Annotated in this window: 13 protein-coding genes, 1 pseudogene and 1 riboswitch; of the genes and pseudogenes, 8 read left to right on the forward strand and 6 right to left on the reverse strand. The window is 60.3% G+C overall.

The genetic code is table 11. The features are described 5' to 3' along the window. Positions 1–4: 4 nt before the first annotated feature. From paaK to WA367_RS11320, 3 genes are read left to right on the forward strand one after another with little or no spacing between them, the layout of a single operon-like run. Positions 5–1,315 (forward strand): phenylacetate--CoA ligase PaaK, encoded by a 1,311-nt coding sequence (gene paaK, locus WA367_RS11310; RefSeq protein ID WP_336056841.1) that lies wholly within the window; start codon positions 5–7, stop codon positions 1,313–1,315. Positions 1,316–1,340: 25 nt separating this feature from the next. Beyond that, entirely contained in the window at positions 1,341–1,943 is a 603-nt protein-coding gene (locus tag WA367_RS11315; protein WP_336056842.1) for a TetR/AcrR family transcriptional regulator, read from the forward strand. Between the two features lie 45 nt (positions 1,944–1,988). Beyond that, positions 1,989–2,870, forward strand: coding sequence for a PaaX family transcriptional regulator (locus tag WA367_RS11320; protein ID WP_336056843.1), 882 nt, complete (start codon positions 1,989–1,991; stop codon positions 2,868–2,870). Between the two features lie 9 nt (positions 2,871–2,879). On the opposite strand, the gene WA367_RS11325 is transcribed toward WA367_RS11320, so the two are convergent. The 5 genes and pseudogenes from WA367_RS11325 to WA367_RS11345 form a co-directional block, all read right to left on the reverse strand. Beyond that, positions 2,880–3,926 (reverse strand): peptidase inhibitor family I36 protein, encoded by a 1,047-nt coding sequence (locus WA367_RS11325; protein WP_336056844.1) that lies wholly within the window; start codon positions 3,924–3,926, stop codon positions 2,880–2,882. Positions 3,927–4,654: 728 nt separating this feature from the next. Beyond that, positions 4,655–6,745: pseudogene (locus WA367_RS11330) on the reverse strand (dipeptide ABC transporter ATP-binding protein); the annotation flags it as partial. A gap of 105 nt (positions 6,746–6,850) precedes the next feature. Continuing rightward, the gene (locus tag WA367_RS11335; protein WP_336056845.1) at positions 6,851–8,005 is read right to left on the reverse strand and encodes an ABC transporter permease; all 1,155 of its coding nucleotides are present in this window, start codon (positions 8,003–8,005) and stop codon (positions 6,851–6,853) included. A gap of 12 nt (positions 8,006–8,017) precedes the next feature. After that, positions 8,018–9,055 carry an ABC transporter permease gene (locus WA367_RS11340; protein WP_336056846.1) on the reverse strand — a complete coding sequence of 346 codons (1,038 nt, stop codon included), beginning with the start codon at positions 9,053–9,055 and terminating at the stop codon, positions 8,018–8,020. Between the two features lie 88 nt (positions 9,056–9,143). After that, a complete protein-coding gene (locus WA367_RS11345) occupies positions 9,144–10,793 on the reverse strand; it encodes an ABC transporter substrate-binding protein (RefSeq protein WP_336056847.1) in 1,650 nt (549 codons plus the stop codon). Between the two features lie 285 nt (positions 10,794–11,078). Next, positions 11,079–11,286: riboswitch (cobalamin riboswitch) on the forward strand. 127 nt (positions 11,287–11,413) lie between these two features. On the opposite strand from WA367_RS11345, the gene WA367_RS11350 reads away from it, so the two are divergent. The 5 genes from WA367_RS11350 (at position 11,414) to WA367_RS11370 (ending at position 17,024) form a co-directional block, all read left to right on the forward strand. Then, positions 11,414–13,405 carry a TonB-dependent receptor plug domain-containing protein gene (locus WA367_RS11350; protein WP_336056848.1) on the forward strand — a complete coding sequence of 664 codons (1,992 nt, stop codon included), beginning with the start codon at positions 11,414–11,416 and terminating at the stop codon, positions 13,403–13,405. A gap of 113 nt (positions 13,406–13,518) precedes the next feature. Further along, positions 13,519–14,295: an ABC transporter substrate-binding protein gene (locus WA367_RS11355; RefSeq protein WP_336056849.1), complete on the forward strand. Its 777-nt coding sequence runs from the start codon at positions 13,519–13,521 to the stop codon at positions 14,293–14,295. Beyond that, the gene (locus tag WA367_RS11360) at positions 14,292–15,281 is read left to right on the forward strand and encodes a FecCD family ABC transporter permease (RefSeq protein WP_336056850.1); all 990 of its coding nucleotides are present in this window, start codon (positions 14,292–14,294) and stop codon (positions 15,279–15,281) included. Before WA367_RS11355 ends, WA367_RS11360 begins: the two co-directional genes overlap by 4 nt. Then, complete coding sequence (locus WA367_RS11365) at positions 15,281–16,054, forward strand: ABC transporter ATP-binding protein (RefSeq protein WP_336056851.1); 774 nt, start codon at positions 15,281–15,283, stop codon at positions 16,052–16,054. Before WA367_RS11360 ends, WA367_RS11365 begins: the two co-directional genes overlap by 1 nt. A gap of 1 nt (position 16,055) precedes the next feature. Further along, positions 16,056–17,024 carry a TonB family protein gene (locus WA367_RS11370; protein WP_336056852.1) on the forward strand — a complete coding sequence of 323 codons (969 nt, stop codon included), beginning with the start codon at positions 16,056–16,058 and terminating at the stop codon, positions 17,022–17,024. A gap of 113 nt (positions 17,025–17,137) precedes the next feature. On the opposite strand, the gene WA367_RS11375 is transcribed toward WA367_RS11370, so the two are convergent. Then, a complete protein-coding gene (locus WA367_RS11375; protein WP_336056853.1) occupies positions 17,138–19,282 on the reverse strand; it encodes an OmpA family protein in 2,145 nt (714 codons plus the stop codon). Between the last annotated feature and the right edge of the window lie 47 nt (positions 19,283–19,329).

Raw genomic sequence — 19,329 nt, forward strand, 5'->3', positions numbered from 1 at the left:
AGACGTGAAAGACCTAGCGCCCGGAAAAGAAGACCTGGACCCGATCGAGATGGCATCACGTGACGAGATACAGGCGTTGCAGCTTGATCGGCTCAAATGGTCGCTCGCCCATGCCTACGAAAATGTGCCGCACTACCGCAAAAGCTTCGATGCGGCAGGTGTACATCCGGATGATCTGAAACTTCTGTCCGATCTGTCGAAGTTTCCATTCACGGTAAAGTCGGACCTGCGCGACAACTATCCCTTCGGCATGTTCGCCGTTCCACGCGAACAGGTGGTGCGTCTCCATGCTTCCTCGGGAACGACAGGCAAGCCGACCGTCGTGGGATACACCGCGCGCGACATTGAAACCTGGGCCGAATGCGTTGCCCGCTCCATGCGCGCCTCGGGCACACGACCGGGTGACATCGTGCACATCGCATATGGCTACGGTCTCTTCACCGGCGGCCTTGGTGCTCACTATGGCGCCGAGCGCCTGGGCTGCACCGTGGTACCCGTTTCAGGCGGCATGACCGCCCGCCAGGTCACGCTCATTGAGGACTTCTGCCCCACCACCATCATGGTCACGCCCTCCTACATGCTCTCGATCCTGGACGAGTATCGTGCGCAGGGTCGAGATCCGCGCGAAAGCCCGCTGCAGGTCGGAATATTCGGCGCGGAGCCGTGGACCAACGCCATGCGACAGGAAATCGAGAACGCCTTCGACATGCATGCAGTCGACATTTACGGCCTCTCGGAAGTCATCGGCCCGGGCGTCGCCAACGAATGCGTGGAGACCAAGGACGGCCTGCATGTCTGGGAGGATCATTTCTATCCTGAGATCATCGACCCGCAAACAGGTGAGGTCCTGCCCGACGGCGAAAAGGGTGAATTGGTCTTCACCTCGCTCACAAAGGAAGCTTTTCCCATCATCCGCTATCGCACCCGCGACCTCACCCGCCTTCTTCCTGGCACCGCCCGCTCCATGCGCCGCATGGAAAAGGTGACCGGACGATCCGATGACATGATGATCCTGCGCGGGGTCAATGTCTTCCCGACCCAGATCGAAGAGCAGATACTCGCCACGAGCGGTCTTGCACCGCACTTCCAGATCGAACTTGTCCGCCGCGACCGCCTGGACTGCATGATCGTTCATGTGGAAATGCAGGATGCTTCTGCCTCTCAGACCCAGCACGCGCATTGCCGTCACGAGCTTTGCGAGCGTATCAAGCAGAATATCGGAGTAAGCGTTGAGGTCGAGACACTCTCACCTGGCAGCGTGGCGCGCAGCCAGGGCAAGGCTGTACGTATAACCGACAACCGCGACAGGTCATGAACCATAAGAGGCAAGACCCGAACTGATGCCCCGCACCAGAGCCAAGGACTACGACGACAAGCGAGAGGCCATCCTGCACGGTGCGGCCAGCATTTTCGCGCGCGATGGCTATGACCGCGCATCCATGGCAAGGCTCGCTTCGGAGATGGGCGTGTCCAAGGCCCTGCTCTACCATTACTACACGTCGAAGGAAGCGCTGCTTTACGACATCATCGAAAGCCATTTGCAGGAGCTGGTGGAGGCTGTCGAGAGCGCAGATGATGCCCGCCTGCCCCCCGAAGCACGGCTGGAGAGGCTGGTAACGGCATTGCTGGAAGCCTATCGCGATGCCGATGACGAACATCGCGTCCAGCTTTCCGGCATACGCCTTTTGCCCGAAGCGGAACAGAACGCGTTGAAGGAATTGGAGCGCCAGCTCGTACGTCTGTTCGCACGCATTATCCACGATCTCAACCCAGGCGCGTTTGGTGAAACGCAGCTGCTGAAGCCTGTGACCATGAGCCTCTTCGGGATGCTCAACTGGTTCTATATGTGGTTCCGTGAAGGCGGCGGCATCAGCCGCAGCGACTATGCCAAACTGGCCACCCACATGCTCGTTTCCGGCGTTGCGACACTGGAGACCGAATAGGCCGATACTTGCCGACCCGGCGTCGCCATGCCATCAAATCGGATAATGGACGCTCCGAGCAAGACCGAACCAGAGTTGCAGGCATTGATCGACCGGCTTCACGCCGGCGGTCGCATCCGCGTGTGGTCGCTTGTCATAACGCTTTTCGGAGATGCCATCGTGCCACGCGATGGCGAGGCGCCGCTCGCACTCATTCAGTCACTGATGGAGCGCCTTTCGATCGAGTCAGGCGCCGTGCGCACGGCGATGTCCCGCCTCGCCGCCGATCACTGGGTCGAACGCGAGCGCCGTGGTCGAAACTCCTTTTTTCGGCTGGATGAGCGTGGACGCCACGCTTTCGACCTCGCGACCCGCCGCATTTATGCTGCAGGCCCACCCGATTGGGACGGATCATGGACTGTCGCGATAGCCGGTAAGGCCCCTCCCGCATCTGATGTGCTGGAGCTGAAGGAGAGCGGCTTCCTGAAGCTTTCGGACACGGTTTTCCTGCGCCCGCGCCGTGTGAATCAGGACAGCGATTTGAACATGCTGCTGTCTGGCATGCTGGTGATCCGTGGTGAAAGCGCCGACCACCCCGAGCATATCCGCGCTCTCTGGCCAAGCGCTGAGATCGCTGCGTCCTACGATGAACTGATCGAAGCGTGGCGACCTCTGGCAAGAAGGCTTGAGCGCAGCGGCGCGATGCGCGGCATAGACGCCATGGCTGCGCGCATTCTGCTCATTCACGAGTGGCGCCGCATTGTATTGCGTGATCCAGGCCTGCCTGCTGCCTTGTTACCGCGTGACTGGCCGGGCGAAAAAGCGCGCAACCTTACGGCTGCAATCTATGCGCATCTGCGCGAACCAAGCGATGCCTGGCTAGATGCGGCTGGACTTCCTGCTCCGCAAGAAAAAAGCGGCTATGACAGCCGCTTTTCCCTGATTTAGCACAGGCGACTAGCGCAGCACCTCAATCGAAGTGACATTGTCGTTGCGTCCGCCACCAAGGGGCAGGCCCTGCCCGATAACCGGAACATTTCCACTATAGATATCGCACCAGCCACCAAAATTCTTGTGCTGACAAACCCTGACCCGCATGCCACGCGGCACACGAATGGACGAAATGCGGTCATTCCACCGGCGATCCAGCTCTGCCGTCCGCTGCCCGCGCCTCATGCAGAAGGTGTCGCCGCCATAGTTGATATGCTCGTAAAAGCATACCTGCTTGGGTCTATTGCCGCCTTGCTGACCGCCCGAACCAAAACCCGGTCCCGGCTTGTTGCCGCCATGCTGGCCACCGGAGCCAAAGCCGGGGCCAGGCTTGTTTCCACCGTGCTGGCCACCGCTACCAAGACCAGGGCCAGGCTTGTTGCCGCCATGCTGACCTCCGCTGCCAAAACCGGGGCCGGGCTTGTTGCCGCCATGCTGACTTCCGGAGCCGAAGCCCGGACCGTTATCCCTGCGCATCGTGACCCGGAAAGAGGAGATGCGGTCTGCCTGACCGCGCGGCAGTTGGGCGACGCTTGCATCAAAGGTCCTGCAACGCCCGTTCCAGTTCCTACGCGTACAAACCGTTGCGCTGGCATTGCCACGAATGCGCAGCGAGGAAATCTTGTTGTTCAGGAAGCCGCGTAGTGAGGCTGCTTCCTCGCCAATACGCGCGCATCGCGAACGCCCCTGAAAATCGGGATGCTCGAAAAAGCACACCTCGCCACGGCGCCCTGAACGAGAAGATGCTTCACGAATGAAGCGGGAAGCCACCCACCCTTCCTGCCTGCGGAAGCGCACCACGCACCACTGTTCGTCTCGTGAACAACGGTAGAGCTGCATGCGTTCGCCGCGCTGGACACGGTCGAGAATCTCGAAACGCAATCCCGGCCCACTGCGCAGATTGATCGTGCGAACCGCCTCGAAGGGCTCCTGCGCTGCGGCCGGAGCTGCCCAAAACAATGAAAGAAATGCAGTACTGATTGAAAAAATGATCGCGCCGGCTCTGCCAGACATTGTGCAATGCTCCTTCTTGAAAAGAAGGAGTTAGGCTGATTCAGATGGCAGCAACATGGCCATAAACCGGGCCATTCCGACGCAGTGAGCGACAGAGGCCACGCTCCTGCCACTCAATCTATTCGTGCAATTTACCTTTCACGCGCCAGGCGCTGGGCCTGACCTATCCAGTCATCTCGCTCGATGCGCCCCTTGAACCGCAGATAGCTGTCAACCCAGGCCTGCTCATCCGCACCCCATTCGGCGATCTGCGAGAAGTGGTAGATACCCAGATCATTCAGCATCGCCTCGATCTTCGGCCCTATGCCCGAGATGCGCTTCAGATCATCAGGATCGGCTGGCCGTTCCATGCCGGTCGGTCGCTTGCCAACACTCCCCGCTTCCTCGCTGGGCTTTGCCCCGATGGCCCTGCGTGCCTCGGCGGGATTTGAGGCATGCTCCACCGGACGCGCTTCAGCGCGTTTGCGCGCCTTTGCACCGCCTCCCTCGCTGCGAGTTTTCTTCGCGGTCGTTCCGGGACTGACCTTGGCCGAAGCCGCCTCGCGCCCGTCACCAACCTCGTCGTGCACGACTTTCGGTGAGGAAGTGCCCGGAACAGCACTAGCGGTCGAAGGCAGATCTTCGACCGCCCTACCAGCTTCCGCTTCACCACCATGTTCTTCCGTGGCACCGCCAGCGGGATCGGCCTTTGGCCTGCGCCCAAAATCATCCTGATGCGGCTCAGCGGCGTCGAAGCTGATAACCGGCTCCATTGCATCCAGCACATCATCCTCCAACCAGCACAGGCTGCGATGACCGCCGCCGAGCGTCTTGAAGGGCGGAAGCTCTTTCTCGCAGAGATTGTCCGGCACCAGATGCTTGTAGGGACAACGTGTCTGGAACGGGCAGCCGGTCGGCGGGTTCATGGCCGAAGGAATATCGCCTTCCAGTACGATATGTTTCTTGCGCACCGAGGTATCGGCAATCGGGATCGCGGACAACAGCGCTTCAGTATACGGGTGATAGGGCGGAGCGAAGATCTGGTCGGTCGTACCCTGCTCCACGATATGACCGAGATACATGACGACAACGCGATCCGCCAGATAGCGCACCACCGACAGGTCATGGCTGATGAAGAGCAGCGTCGTCTTGTTCTTGCGCTGAATGTCCATCAGAAGCTCGGTGACGGCAGCCTGCACCGAAACATCGAGCGCGGAAACCGGCTCGTCCGCCACCACCACCTTCGCGTTACCGGCAAAGGCGCGCGCAACACCGATGCGCTGCTTCTGGCCACCGGAGAGCTGGCGCGGCATGCGGTCGGCAAAGGCGCGCGGCAGCTTCACCAGATCCAGCAGCTCAAGCATCCGCGCCTTGCGGTCTTCAACGGTTCTGCCGATCTTGAACTTCTCCAGCGTCCGCATGATCTGCGAGCCGACCGAATGGCTTGGATTGAGCGTGTCGAACGGGTTCTGGAAAACCATCTGGATGCCCGAAACAGTGCTGGTGTCACGATCCTCGACGGCCAGATCCTGTATCGGCTCGTCCCTGAAAATGACCTGTCCGTCGGTTGCGGTTTCAAGTCCCAACAGCACCTTGGCCAGCGTCGACTTGCCACAACCGGACTCGCCCACAATCGCAACGGTCTCGGATTCACGCGCCTCGAAGCTGATATGCTCGTTGGCCTTCACGACACGCGTCTCGGCCCCGCCAAAAATGGCATTGGCCGCGACTTCGTAGTGCTTCTTCAGGCCCTCGATCTTGAGCACCGGCTTTCCGGGCTGGACCGGCTCCTTCTCCGACAGAGCCCCTTGGGGCAGCGCATCCCAGTCGATCTCGTCAAAACGCACGCAGCGCGAACGATGACCCTCATGCCCGCTCACATCGACCATCGGGATCTCGGCCGCATCGCACACGCCGGGCACGAAATGCTGGCAGCGCGGGCCGAAGTTGCAGCCCTGCGGCCGCTCATGCGGTAGCGGGAGCTGGCCGGGAATGGCAATCAGGGGCCGCGAATTCTTGTCGGCTCCCGGCAAAGGGATCGAACGGAAAAGCCCCTGCGTATAGGGGTGGCGCATCCTGTCGAACACATCCTTGATACGCCCTGTCTCCACCGCCTCGCCGGAATACATCACGGTGATGCGGTCGCAGGTTTCCAGGATGAGACCCAGATTGTGCGACACGAAAATCATCGACGTGCCGTATTTCTTGCCCAGCCCCTTCACCAGTTCGACGATGCCCGCTTCAACGGTCACATCGAGTGCCGTCGTGGGCTCGTCCAGCAGCAGCAATGCAGGCTTCGACAACAACGCCATCGCAATAACAATACGCTGCTGCTGGCCGCCAGAAAGCTGGTGCGGGTAGGATTTCATGATGCGTTCGGGATCCGGCAGCCGCACCGATTCCACCATCTCCAGAGCCCGGTTCCACGCCTCTTCCTTCGAGACATTCTCGTGCAGAAGCGGCACTTCCATGAGCTGGCGACCGATCTTCATGGCCGGATTGAGGCTCGCCATCGGCTCCTGATAGATCATGGCAATCTTGTTGCCGCGGATCTGACGAAGCTCCTCCTCGCTCATCTCCGCCATGTCGCGGCCCATGAATTTGATGCGCCCGCCGACGATCTTCCCGACATTGGAGAGATCGCGCATGATGGCAAGCGACACGGTCGATTTCCCGCAACCCGACTCTCCGACAATGCCCATGGCCTCGCCGGGCATGACCTTGGCCGAGAAATCCATTACCGCCGGCACTTCGCCTGCGCGCGTGAAGAAGGAGACCGAGAGGTTTTCGATTTCCAGAATCGGCTCAACGCCTTGTGTCGTACTGATGGCTTCGTTCATGGCGTAGCTTTCAGGTTCGATATTCTTGGCCGCAGAAATCGAGGCACCTCCTTCCGCGGGGAGATGCCTGGCAGGGCAGAGGAAGGCGTGCCGCGCGTCATCGCCTTAATCCTTCAGGGACTGCTCACGCAGCGCATCGGCCAGCAGGTTGAGCCCCAGGACAAAGCTCATCAGCGCGAAGACCGGCGGCAATGCGGGATGCACATAGGCGCGCAAGAGGCGGCTGGATTCCTTGATGCCCGTTCCCCAGTCGGGGCTCTCGGGCGCAAGACCCAGACCGAAATAGCCGAGCGTCCCAAGGAGGATGGTCGTGTAGCCTATGCGCAGACACGCATCCACGATCAGCGGCCCGCGCGCATTCGGCAGCACTTCCCAAAGCATGATGTACCAGGGTCCCTCGCCGCGGGTCTGGGCTGCCGCCACATAGTCGCGTGTCTTGATGTCCATCACCAGCCCGCGCACGATGCGGAACACGCCGGGCGCCGAGGCGAACACCACTGCCACGAAGATGTTCAACTGGTTCGGGCTGATGGAGATGATGCCGAACGGGTCGGCGTTGAACACCAGCCCCACATAGATCCAGCCTCCAATCAGGAGCGTCAGGCCGATCTGCACGGCAAGCAGTCCCGTGCGGTCGCTGAACCGCGTGTAAAACAACGTGCAGAACAGGATGATCGGGAAGATGAAGAAGAAACCGGCCAGCCATTGCGGGATGGAGGTTTCGCGAATGCCGGGCGTCACCAAAAGATAGAAGAGCAGGATGACGGGGAAAGCCAGCACGAGATTTGCCAGGAACGACAGAACCGCATCGACCCGCCCGCCATAATAGCCGGCCGGAAGCCCGAGCGTGGTGCCAACCATCAGCGCGAACATCGTCGCGGCAGGCGCAATGACCAGCACGATCTGGCTGCCATAAACCATGCGCGAAAAGACGTCGCGCGCCAGCCGGTCACCACCGAACAGGAATGCCTGACCGCTCTCGGGATCAATTGCACCGGGTAGCGCGCTTTTGAGCACCGCGATCTGCTTCAGCGGATCGAAAGGCGCCACGATATCCGCGAACATCGCCGTGAACAGCCAGAAAAGGCAGATCATGACACCGGCCACACCCACGCCGGTGTCGAACAGGTGACCATAGAGCCCGAGCCTGTCCTTGAAACGCAGGCTGAGGAAAAGCACGATCGCCAGCGCCAACCAGACCGGCCAGAAGCGCCACAGGACCCCAAGGACGATTTCCAGCGGGGAAATGAATTCCGTCATCTCACATCTCCCCTACTGTACGCGGATGCGCGGATTGAGCAGTGCATATCCGACATCCGATATGAGCTGGGTGGAAAGCACCACGAAGACCGAGACCAGTGAACAGCTCAAAAGCAGGTCGATGTCATTGTTGCCTGCGGCCTCCACCAGCGTGAAGCCGAAGCCCTGGTAGCGGAACATGACTTCCACGATGACCACACCCGTCAGAAGCCAGGGAAACTGCAGCATGATGACCGTGAAGGGCGCGATCAGCGCGTTGCGCAGCGCATGTTTGATGACAACGCCGGAAAAGCTCATGCCTTTCAGCCGGGCGGTGCGGATATATTGCTGCGTCATCACCTCCACCATGGAGGCGCGCGTCATGCGCGCGATATAGCCGATACCGTAGACGGCCATGGTCATGACGGGCAGCGTGAAATTGTAGAAGGTGACGCCCGAACGCGTTGCCGTGGCCGCCGAGCCGTTGAGCCAGCCAAGCCATGACGCGAAAATCACCGCAAAGATGACGCCCGACACATATTCAGGCGTCGCGGTCGTTGCGATCGAGGCCACGGACAGGGTTCTGTCCGTCTTGGTGCCCTCCCGCATCCCCGCCAGAACGCCGATCAGCAATGCGACGGGCACCATGACGATCATCACCCAGAACATCAGAATACCGGTCGCCTTGAGCGCCGGGAAAAGCTTCTCGGCCACCGGAACCTTGAACTTGGTCGAACAGCCGAAATCACCCTGCAGAATTCCCCCGTAATAGGGTTCGGCAGGTTCGTCGCAATAGGTGAAGCGCGGCGTCACCGCCCCCGTTTCCGGATCGACATTCGGCTGCTTCTGCACCACGCCAAGCCATTGGCCGTAGCGCAGAAAGAAATTCTGTCGGTAGCCATTCTTCTCAAGCCAGCTTTCAAGCTGATCTTGCGTGGAGCGCATGTCGAGCTGGCTGATGGCCAGCTTCTTCAGGTTTGGCTCCAGATTGACAAGGAAGAAGACGACAAGCGTCAGGCAGAGCATGGTGAGTGCCATCACGCCAAGACGGCGCAGAATGAAGCTTAGCACGTTACCCCTCCCCCCTTTTTCGGGGGCCTTGTTATTCGGAAGGAAGGGGCCGGAGCCCGGCCCCCACCATCAAAGTTGCCGAACGGCCTCAGGCGTCGAGCCAGACCTCTGCCAGGTCGATCTCGAAGGTCTGATGCATGCCGTGGTTCATCACTTCCGGCGCGGAATGATTGTAGATCTTGCGCCAGTAGGGCTGAATGATGATGCCGGAATCCTGCAGATGCTGCTCGATATCCTTCATCACGGTCTTGCGCTCTTCGGCATCCGGGATTGTCAGCGCCTTCTCGATCATCTTGTCGAGTTCCTCGCTGGAATAGCCGCTCTCGTTCCAGGCTTCGCCCGACCGATAGGCAAGCGCGATCACCTGAATTCCAAGCGGGCGCATGTTCCAGTTGGTCATGGAATACGGATATTTCGTCCAGTCATTCCAGAAGGTCGAACCCGGCAGAACCTCGCGGTTCACCTTGAAACCGGCCTCGCGCAGCTGTGCGGCAATGGCGTCGCCGGTATTCTTGTGCCAATCCTCGTCAACGGTGATGAGCGTGTGCTCGTAATCCATCTGGCCCGCCTCTTCCATGAGAGCCTTGGCCTTCTCGATATCGCGCTCGATCTTCGGCAATTCGACATATTCGGGATGGATCGGGCAGACATGATGGTTTTCGGCCACCTCGCCCGCATTGCCGTAACCCAGCGCCAGAACCGTCGCATTGTCGACCGCAAGCTGCAACGCATTGCGCACCTTCTGGTCGTCATAGGGCGTGGCACCCACATTCGTGCGTGCAACGATCGTGTTGGCGGTCACCACCTCAGACTTTTCAAGGCCGAGACCGTCAAGAATGTCCACATAATCGGCCGTGGTTTCGTAATTGGTATGAACCTCTCCGGACTCGAAGGCGCTCAGCATGGCGGACGGGTCGGTGCCGTAGTCGATGAACTCGATGCCATCAAGATAGGCTTCACCGCCCCACCACTTGCCGTTTTCGCGCTTCTTCAGTTCCACGCGGTTGCCCACCTCGTAGGAGACGAGCTCGAACGGCCCCGTGCCGATCGGGTTGGCAACGAAATCACGACCCGTCTCATCGAAGCTTGGATGCACGATGAGCGCCGGATAATCGGCCATGCCGGGAATGAGCGAGATGTCCGGCTCGTTGAGCACGAGCTTGACGGTCATGTCATCGACCTTCTCGATGGCACCCTCGCGCGCCTTTTTGGTATCTGGGTCAACCAGCGAAACCATGCGGGTGGCCATGGAATTTCCTTCCACGCCCGCATCACACCAGCGCTTGATGTTGTAGATCACATCATCCGCGGTGAACTTGTCGCCATTGTTCCATTCCGCACCCGGGCGCACATGCAGCAGATATTCCGTGGCATCCTCATTGACTTCCCAGCTCTCGAGAAGACGGCCCTCGAAGGTGAAGTCGCGGGTATATTTCACCAGCGGTTCGAGTGTCTGACGCATGGCATTGGCAATTTCCGACCAGTCTGCAACGCGCGGATCTTTCGGCTCCTTGACGATCATTGCCACGCGCAGAACGCCGCCCTTCTTGGGCTCCTGCGCGGCTGCCGGAGTGGGCGCAGCCAAGCCGAGCATGCCATAAGCGCCAGCCGTGGTCGCACCGAAGGCGCTGGCAAGAGCAAGGAATTCGCGACGATCCATGACGCCAGCCTTTGCCTCACCGGCAAGTGCCGCAATCTTGTCTGGCACGCGTCCACCATTGCTTTTGAAGAATTTCATGTAGTCACTCCCACTCATTATGCTTCTCGTTCGTGGCCCGCAGCACAGGCACCGGTCTTTCCCACCCTTGCCAGATCTCCCACTGCCGCAGCCGATGATTGCCAGCTTGCAAAGCTTCCAATCCACCCGTGGCGGCCTTGTCCGGCAGGCGAAAAGCCCTTTCAACTGATGAGTTTGCGACATTTTTGACGCAAAAGCGATAGTCTTGGTCGCTTTTTCACGAGCTTTGTGCGGTGCACAGTTCGAGTCGCCCGTGACAGATTGACGCCACATTTACGACTTGGTAATCCTCGCGCCGTTCGAGGTGCTCCAGCTTCACCTTTGGAAGCCGGAGTTAAAAGGGAATACGGAAAAGGCATTTCGCCTCAGCCGTAGCTGCTCCCGCAACTGTATGCGCCGAGATTGAACTCACATGCCACTGGGTGAAGACCTGGGAAGGCGAGCCAATCGATGACGCGCAAGCCAGGAAACCTGCCTCGAAACGTCACCTACCGACTGCGGGAAGCTGTCGGGGCTGTGTCTAGCAGTGGTGGCGACTAGTCATCGCTGGCGAGGCACAAGCCGTTTCTGGTCTGCTCTCTCCGGCATTTGTAGCGTTTGATCGTCGCGAGGGGCACGACATGAGATTTTCCTTGAGCCGCCAGGCTCTCACCACCACCGTATCCGCCATCTGCCTTGGCGCCATGGCGAACACTGCCAGCGCACAGGACCTCGACCTCGGCGAAATTGTCGTCACGCCCAACCGCACGCCGACCGAACTGTCGAAGACCGGCTCAAGCGTCACGGTCATCGATCAGAAGCAGATTGAAGAGCAGAGCCAGCCGCTGGTCGCGGATTATCTGAGCCGGGTGCCGGGTGTCGCCATCTCCAGCACCGGCGGACCGGGTGCGGAAGGCAGCTTCGCCATCCGCGGTGCGCCAAAGCGCTATGTGAAGACGCTCTATAACGGGATCGACATTTCGGACCCGACGAACACGCAGGTTCAGACCTCTTACCAGTATCTGCTTTCCGGCGGCCTCGACAGCATCGAGGTGCTGAAGGGCTCCCAGAGCACGCTCTACGGCTCCGAAGCCATTGCCGGCGTGGTCAGCTTTTCCACCCTCGGCGAAGTCGAACCGGGTGTAACGCATCTACTTTCCGGCGAAGGCGGCTCCTTCGGCACCGCGCGCGGCTCCTACGGCCTGCGCGCTTCCAACGGCGACAGCCGACTGTCCTTCAACGCTACGGGCTACCGCACCGACGGCATTTCCGCCGCAGCCGCAGGCACGGAACGCGACGGCTACGAAAACATCACGCTCGACATTGCTGCAGAGCATGCCTTCAGCGACATGTTCTCGGTGTTTGGCTCGGGGCTCTACATTGATGGTGAGGCGGAGTTTGATGATGATCGCTATGTCGATTCGATCACCGGCGAGCTATTCGAACCGTCGGACAACCTCATCAACACCAATCTCAGCGAGCAGCTGGCAGGCCGAATGGGGTTCAACGTAAATCTGCTTGATGGCCGCCTGAAGAACTCCTTCTCCGTTCAAGCTTCTAAGATGAACCGAGACATAACCTCGTCCCATCCGCTTTTCGGCCCCTTCGACGCCAGCTATTCAGGCAGGCGCATCAAAGCCGATTACCAAGGTTCGCTCGAGGCAAATGACTGGCTCACACTGCAATTCGGAGCCGATCATGAGCGGCAAAACGCTCAAGTTACCGACAACTATGGAACGGATACAGACGACTCGCATTCCATGAGTGGCATTTGGGGCCAAGCGATTGGTGAGGTCGCCCCTAATTTCGTACTGTCGGGGGGCTTGCGATACGACCATCACAGCGAGTTCGGGGGTCACGCAACCTATCGCGCAACGGCTTCGTACTTGTTCGAGGACTTCGGAGCGCGTCTGCACAGCTCGGTTGGAACCGGCTTCCGTTCGCCGAGCCTCTACGAGCTTTTCGCACCTTATGCTGGAAATGCCGCCCTGCAACCTGAAACGAGCTTCAGCTTCGACGCAGGTATCGAGCAAACGCTCTTAGATGGCCGACTTGTTGCTGATGCCACGTTCTTCATGCTCGACATCGACAACCTGATCATCTACGACAATTCCACGTACTCATACGAGCAGTCTGTCGGGACAACGCGGTCGAAGGGTATTGAAACATCCTTGACTTGGCAGGCTACGAACTGGCTGGATGTTGGCGCGAGCTATACGTTTACTGACTCGGAAAACCCTGATGGCTCTCGCGCGGTTCGCATACCTGAGCATAGCGTGGGCTTGTCTATCGTTGCGCGGCCAGCGGAGAAGTGGACCCTCGCAGCGTCAGCCAACATCCCGATCGGCGCGATAGACAGGATCACCGTAGGAAGTGAGCCCTACGACACTACCTGCTACCCCGCTCCCAGTTTCACCCCGACCTCTTGCACAAGATATAGAGGCGTTCCAGAAGACGTCGAACTCGACGACTATTTTCTCCTGAACGCCAAGGTTGCCTACAAGCCGACCGAGGACACGGAGCTTTATCTGCGCGGCGAGAACCTGCTGGATCAGGATTATCAGACCGCGCGCGGCTACGGCACGCCGGGTATCTCGGTCTTCGCCGGATTCAAAGCCAAGTTCGGACAGTAATGGTCAGACGCCGGAAACCCATATCCTTCTTTTCCGGTTTAGCGATTATCGCCGGCGCAGCTCTTGCTGCGCCGGTTTTTTCTGATTTGGCTGAAGCTCAGCCGCAGCGGGTCATGTCGCTCAATCTTTGTACCGACCAGCTTGCCCTGGCCCTGGCCGCGCCCAGCCAGCTGGCCTCGGTTTCATTCCTTGCGCGTGAGCCGGTCATGTCGCCTGAGCACGAAAAGGCGAAAGCCCTGCCCATCAATCATGGTCGGGCAGAAGAGGTCTTCCTCGCCTCTCCCGACCTTGTGGTCACCGGTACCTTTTCCCTGCACAACACGACCCAGCTTCTGAAGAAGCTTGGTTTCCGCGTGGAGGAATTCGGCTTCAACCAGCAACTTGAAGCCATCCCCGCCGATATCCGCCGCATGGGTGAGCTTCTTGAACGTCAGGAGGAAGCAGAGCGTCTGGCAGCAGCATTCGAGGACGAACTGTCTTCCGCCAGGCAGCAACTTTGCGGCCCCGCGCCCACAATGCTGATCTATGACCAGAACGGGGTTTCTCCGGGAGCTGGAACCCTCGCCCATTCGGTGATGGAAGCAGCCGGCTTTCGAAATCTTGCTGCCGAACAGGGCCTGAACGGTGTCGGCCCCTTCCCTCTCGAAGCGGTCATCGAGTCCCGACCCGATGTCATTGTCACCTCATCGGCAACAGGCAATGCACCCACACTGGGGGAAATGGTTCCGCGACATCCTGCGCTGAAGACCCTGCCGGACACATTGATCGGTGATTTCATTCCTGACGGTACACTGTCTTGTGCAAGCCCGGCGACGATCCTTGCCGTTCGCGCACTTGTGGAGCTGCGCCGCAGAATTGCCCCATGCAGGCGCGAAAGGGAGGCGCAATGACCGCGCTGCGCCTCAATATTTCACTTCTCGTCCTGATGCTGCTTCTGTTCATCCTCTCACTTGGCGTGGGTCCGGCAGAACTGGGCTTCAGGGAGAGCTTTCACGGCCTGTTTGCCGGCGGTGGCGAAGCAGCAGCGATCATCATGCGTAAAATTCGCCTGCCCCGCGCTTTGCTTGGACTGATGATCGGTTTCACGCTCGGCCTATCAGGCGCCGTGCTGCAGGGTTTCTTGCGCAATCCGCTGGCAGAACCCGGCATTATCGGCGTGTCTTCAACAGCCGCCTTCGGCGCCGTGCTTGTCTTCTATTCGGGTCTTGCCGGCAGCGCGCTATACGCCCTGCCTGCCGGTGCGCTGATGGGCGCACTCATCGCCGTTATAGCCTTGCTCGCTCTTTCAGCACGCGGCGGCTCCACGCTTACCCTTATCCTTGCCGGTGTGGCGCTCTCCAGCCTGTCAGGCGCTCTTACGTCCCTGGTCCTCAATCTCTCGCCCAATCCGTTCGCAGCCTATGAGATCATCTTCTGGCTCCTGGGTGCGTTGAAGGACCGTTCCATGGATCATGTGTGGATTGCCGCACCCCTGATGGTAATCGGCGGGCTGCTGATCGCTGCCAGCGCCCGCGCGATCGACGCCCTGTCGCTTGGCGAGGAAGCGGCTGCCAGCATGGGCATCCACATGCCCCGCGCGCGCCTGCTCATCGTTGCAGGTGTGGCGCTCGGCGTGGGGGCAGCAACAGCTGTTGCCGGAACCATCGGCTTCATCGGGCTGGTCGTCCCTCACCTCATTCGCCCGCTGACGAACAGAATGCCCAGCGCCCTGCTCCTGCCATCTGCCCTTGGCGGTGCCGCGCTTCTACTGGCTTCCGATGTCGCGGTCCGCGTGATCCTGCCTGCAGGCGAGCTGAATGTCGGCGTGCTCACCGCGCTCATCGGAGCACCGTTCTTCCTGTGGCTTGTGGCGCGCGCGCGACGGGAGATGCTGTGATGGTGCTCTCCATCATAAACCTCTCGGTGAAGCTGGGCGATCAAAAGGCGGTCGACAACCTTTCGTTTGATATGAACCGCGGTGAAGTGGTCGGGCTCCTGGGGCCCAATGGAGCGGGCAAGTCCACCCTCATGCGGGCCATCACGCATCTGCAGTTGCACGACGGCAGCATCTCCATTGATGGAAAAGACCCTGCAGCGCTTTCATCAAATGAACGGGCCAGGCTGGTGGCCTATCTTCCCCAGACGCGCACCATAGGCTGGCGCATTACCGTGCGGGATCTGGTGGCACTTGGCCGCATGCCGTTCAGGGCATTCGGCACCCGCGAAAGTGCAACGGACCGCGAAGCAATTGAAGCCGCCCTTGAACTGACCGACACCCAGCATCTGGCAAGCCGGATCGCCTCGGAGCTTTCTGGCGGCGAACAAGCTCGTGTCTTGACGGCGCGAGCGGTCGCGCAAACAACCCCGCTCATGGTCGCTGACGAGCCCGCCTCGGGCCTTGATCCGGCTCATCAGATAATGCTGATGCAGGCACTGCGCAGGCTCGCAAGTCAGGGTCGCAGCGTTCTTGTGTCTCTCCACGACCTCACTCTGGCTGCCCGCTGGTGCGATCGCGTGGTCCTGCTCGACAAGGGCAGCGTGGCAGATGAAGGTCGGCCGGACAAAGTCTTCACCCGCCAGCGACTTGCAACCGTTTACGGCGTCCGAACACAGATTGCCCATAGCGCCGATGGTCTCGTCATTACGCCCACTGATCTGGTGGAACGCTAGAATGCGCCGGTTCCTGCCCCGCAGCTCCGGTTTGGTGGTGGCAACGATTCTGTCGATCGCGGCTCATGCCGCCGTCCTGCACTGGCTGTCCGAAAAGCTGCCGCCCGGCGGAGAAGTGGAAGGCCCAGCACCTGCAATGCTGGAAATCGTCCTGGAGAACGCATCGCAGGACGCGGTCACGCCAATATCGCCGGTCGAAGCCTCCTCGGCAGTGGCGCCCAACACCAACGACCAGGAAGAGACCGCAGCCAGAGCGGTAGAGCCGGTCGCCGATCTGGAGCAGGTTTCCCCTGTCCCTGACACGGCACCCGTCCAACCGGTACAGCCAGCGCGGTCCCTGGCCCGTGCTCCCGTTCAAGCCGAAGAGACGACACCGGCAGCTCCGCAACAAGCTGAAAGCGTGAAGCCGGTACCCGAAGAAGAAGCGTTCGTCCTTCTGCCGCGCGAGAATGCCCCTGTCCCCACTGCGCGTCCGACACCACCAAAGCCAAAGCCTGTCCAGAACGCCAGCCAGCCGCGCGAGACGAAAAAGACGCCCACAAAGACAACGCCCCCCAAAAGGGCCAAGGCACGAAAGGCGCAGCCCCAGAGAAAAAAGCCATCGGCAGGCAGCGCCGCGCGCAAAACACGGAAAGCAGCCCCAAGCAGCACGCCGAGCCAGGCCGCACGTGAGGCATCACCTGCAGCCAAGGCGTCCTATGCGAAGAAGCTGCTGCGACATGTGGAGCGGCGCAAGCGCTATCCGCGTGCAGCGGCAGGCAAACGCATCTCTGGCGCAACGCGACTTGCGATAACCATCAACCGCAGCGGATCGCTGGTTGGCGCGCGTGTGGCCGGCAGTTCCGGCCACCGTATTCTTGACGACGCTGCCGTTGCGACGGCACGACGCGCCGCACCCTATCCCCGCCCCCCGCAGGGCGTTGGTGGATCAACGATCAGCTTCTCGGTCACACTCCGCTTCAAGCCATAAAAAAAGGCCCGGATGCATGAGCATCCGGGCCGATCGTGGAGCCCGACCGATAGAGGGAACCGGCCAGGCTCCTCCAGCACCCTGCAGGCAGAGCGCCGGAAGCTGGTAAGCGCCTACTGACGGCTGGCTACCGGAGCAACCAGCGGGGTAATGCGGCGGATAGCAACGCGACGGTTCTCACGCTCACGCTGCTGCGTATTCACCTTCAGATACTGCTCGCCATAGCCCTGCGTAACGAGGTTCTCAGGCGGAATGCCGAAGACATTCGTCAATGCACGCGCCACTGATTCCGCGCGGCGGTCAGAGAGCGCCAGATTGGCCTGCTCGCTGCCCACAGCATCCGTATGACCTTCGATCAGGAAGGTTTCGGCCGGATTCTGCGCCAGAAGCTTTTCCATCGCCGCGGCAACCGCTTCAAGCTCATCGACCTCGCTTTCGTCGATCTGGGCCGAGCCGAACTCGAATTCGATCGTGTCGAGATCGATGCGGCGCACCTTGTCACGGATACGCGAGGAATACTTCACCTCCTGGAGCGAATAGAGCCGCTCGACCTGCTCCACAGGCGGCTGTTCCAGGAAGGTGTAGTAGAACTGCGGATCCTCAACACGCTCGGCTTCAAGAATATACTCTTCAACCGGGATCGTCAGGCGAAGCGGCGGCAGATCAGCCCCGACCTCCTCAAAGCGGATCACCTCATCCATCCGGTCGTCCGGCACGTAGACGAGCACGTAGCGCTCACCTTCCGGCGTGATGCGCACGCGGCGCACAACTTCGCCATAGCGATTGCGCACGGTAATCAGTCGGGTGCCGTCGGGGCGTTCCACAACCTCGCGCAGACGACCATTGGGCAACTCCTCATAATAGACCCGGTCCTCGTCCAGCACGATGCGGTCGTAATCGGGACTCTCGATGAAGTAGTTGTTGTTCACCTGGATGATGGTGCGGTTGTCTTCGTATTTCTCGACAATCTGCACGTCATCCCGACGCTGCTCGACACGCTCCTGGAGAACAGCAGCACGCTCCTCACGGGTTTCACCGAGCTCGATGACCTGTCCTTCCTGCTCGACGATCTCCTGGATATCCTGCTGCAGCTCCTCAGGCGCAATCTGCGTATGCTGTGCGCTCTGGTCGTCCTGCGGTGGTGGAGCCGGTTCGTCAGCAGCCTCTTCATTGGTGCTCGCCTCAGCCTCAGCATTGGTTGTTGCATCAGCATCAGCCTTGGGTGCACCTGCCGCACCTTCCTTCTGGCTATCCAGAACGGGAGTTGCGCCATCTGGTCCGGTCGGAGCTTCTTCGCTGGCAGCAGCAGGCGCTTCCGTCGGGGCGGCTTCTCCCTCAGTACCGGAATCTGCTTCTGTTTCGCCTGCGGCATCAGCAGCAGGTTCTGACTGTACTTCGGCGCCAGCTTCCGCTTCGCCTTCAGCTCCTACTGCGGGCGTCTCGGCGCTTGCGGGTGCTTCACCGCCCTGGCCCGACTGATCGGCAGGCAGCGCCTCTGGTGTAGCTTCCGTATCAGCTGCCGATGGGTTGACTTCTTCACTTGCCTCTTCTGAAGCCGGCGCTTCCTGCGGTGCAGGCTCGTTCACCGTTGATGCTGCAGGATCTGAAGTCTCCCCAGCCTCGGCCGGCAGTTCCTCGGAAGGCGCAGCCGGAGCCTCGGAAGCAGGAGCTTCTTCCGGCGTGGTCTGTTCAGCCGGCATTTCTGCAGGTGCGTCTACAGCCGGGGCCTGCTCGTCTGCAGGCACTTCAGGTGTAGTTTCGGCAGCAGGTTCTTCGAGCTGTTCGACCTCAGCGGGTGCATCCTCTTCCACCGGCGCTTCCTCAGCTTCGGAAGCCTGGGGTTCGGCCGAAGGAGCAGCGGGCGCCTCGTCTGCAGGTGCGGCTTCTTCTGCCGGGGCAGGTTCGCTCGGCTGCACTTCCTGCTTCGGCTCCTCAGCCGGAACTTCTGCCGGAGGCTCTTCTGCGGGCGGTTCTTCAACCGGTGCCGGCGCTGGCTCCTCTACGGGCGCTGGCGCAGGTTCTTCTGCAGGCGCTGGCTCTTCGTCCTTGGGAACGCATTCATTCTCTGGGCCCCGCGGCACTTCGCCTTCAGGGCACTTGCGACCGGATTGCGCATTGCCCTTGCCGTTAGCCTGAGCAAGTATGATGGGCGCGTTTGCCTCCGCCCCGACAGAACGCTGGCCGGCATGCGCGGCAAGCGGAGCTGCCATCAGGAGCGACAGCGCTGTTCCAGCCAGGAAATGGGATGCACGTTTCATATAAGTGACTCCTTTGGGGTCCAATCCCTTCGACCTCTAAAGTTCCA

Source organism: Nitratireductor sp. CH_MIT9313-5, assembly GCF_037029545.1.
Taxonomy (GTDB): Bacteria; Pseudomonadota; Alphaproteobacteria; order Rhizobiales; family Rhizobiaceae; genus Chelativorans.

Excerpts from the sequence above, each read along its gene's own strand:
- WA367_RS11315 (WP_336056842.1), top strand. The coding sequence starts at position 1,341 with ATGCCCCGCACCAGAGCCAAGGACTACGACGACAAGCGAGAGGCCATC.
- WA367_RS11320 (WP_336056843.1), top strand. The coding sequence starts at position 1,989 with ATGGACGCTCCGAGCAAGACCGAACCAGAGTTGCAGGCATTGATCGAC.
- WA367_RS11325 (WP_336056844.1), bottom strand. The coding sequence starts at position 3,926 with ATGTCTGGCAGAGCCGGCGCGATCATTTTTTCAATCAGTACTGCATTT.
- WA367_RS11335 (WP_336056845.1), bottom strand. The coding sequence starts at position 8,005 with ATGACGGAATTCATTTCCCCGCTGGAAATCGTCCTTGGGGTCCTGTGG.
- WA367_RS11345 (WP_336056847.1), bottom strand. The coding sequence starts at position 10,793 with ATGAAATTCTTCAAAAGCAATGGTGGACGCGTGCCAGACAAGATTGCG.
- WA367_RS11350 (WP_336056848.1), top strand. The coding sequence starts at position 11,414 with ATGAGATTTTCCTTGAGCCGCCAGGCTCTCACCACCACCGTATCCGCC.
- WA367_RS11355 (WP_336056849.1), top strand. The coding sequence starts at position 13,519 with ATGTCGCTCAATCTTTGTACCGACCAGCTTGCCCTGGCCCTGGCCGCG.
- WA367_RS11360 (WP_336056850.1), top strand. The coding sequence starts at position 14,292 with ATGACCGCGCTGCGCCTCAATATTTCACTTCTCGTCCTGATGCTGCTT.
- WA367_RS11365 (WP_336056851.1), top strand. The coding sequence starts at position 15,281 with ATGGTGCTCTCCATCATAAACCTCTCGGTGAAGCTGGGCGATCAAAAG.
- WA367_RS11370 (WP_336056852.1), top strand. The coding sequence starts at position 16,056 with ATGCGCCGGTTCCTGCCCCGCAGCTCCGGTTTGGTGGTGGCAACGATT.
- WA367_RS11375 (WP_336056853.1), bottom strand. The coding sequence starts at position 19,282 with ATGAAACGTGCATCCCATTTCCTGGCTGGAACAGCGCTGTCGCTCCTG.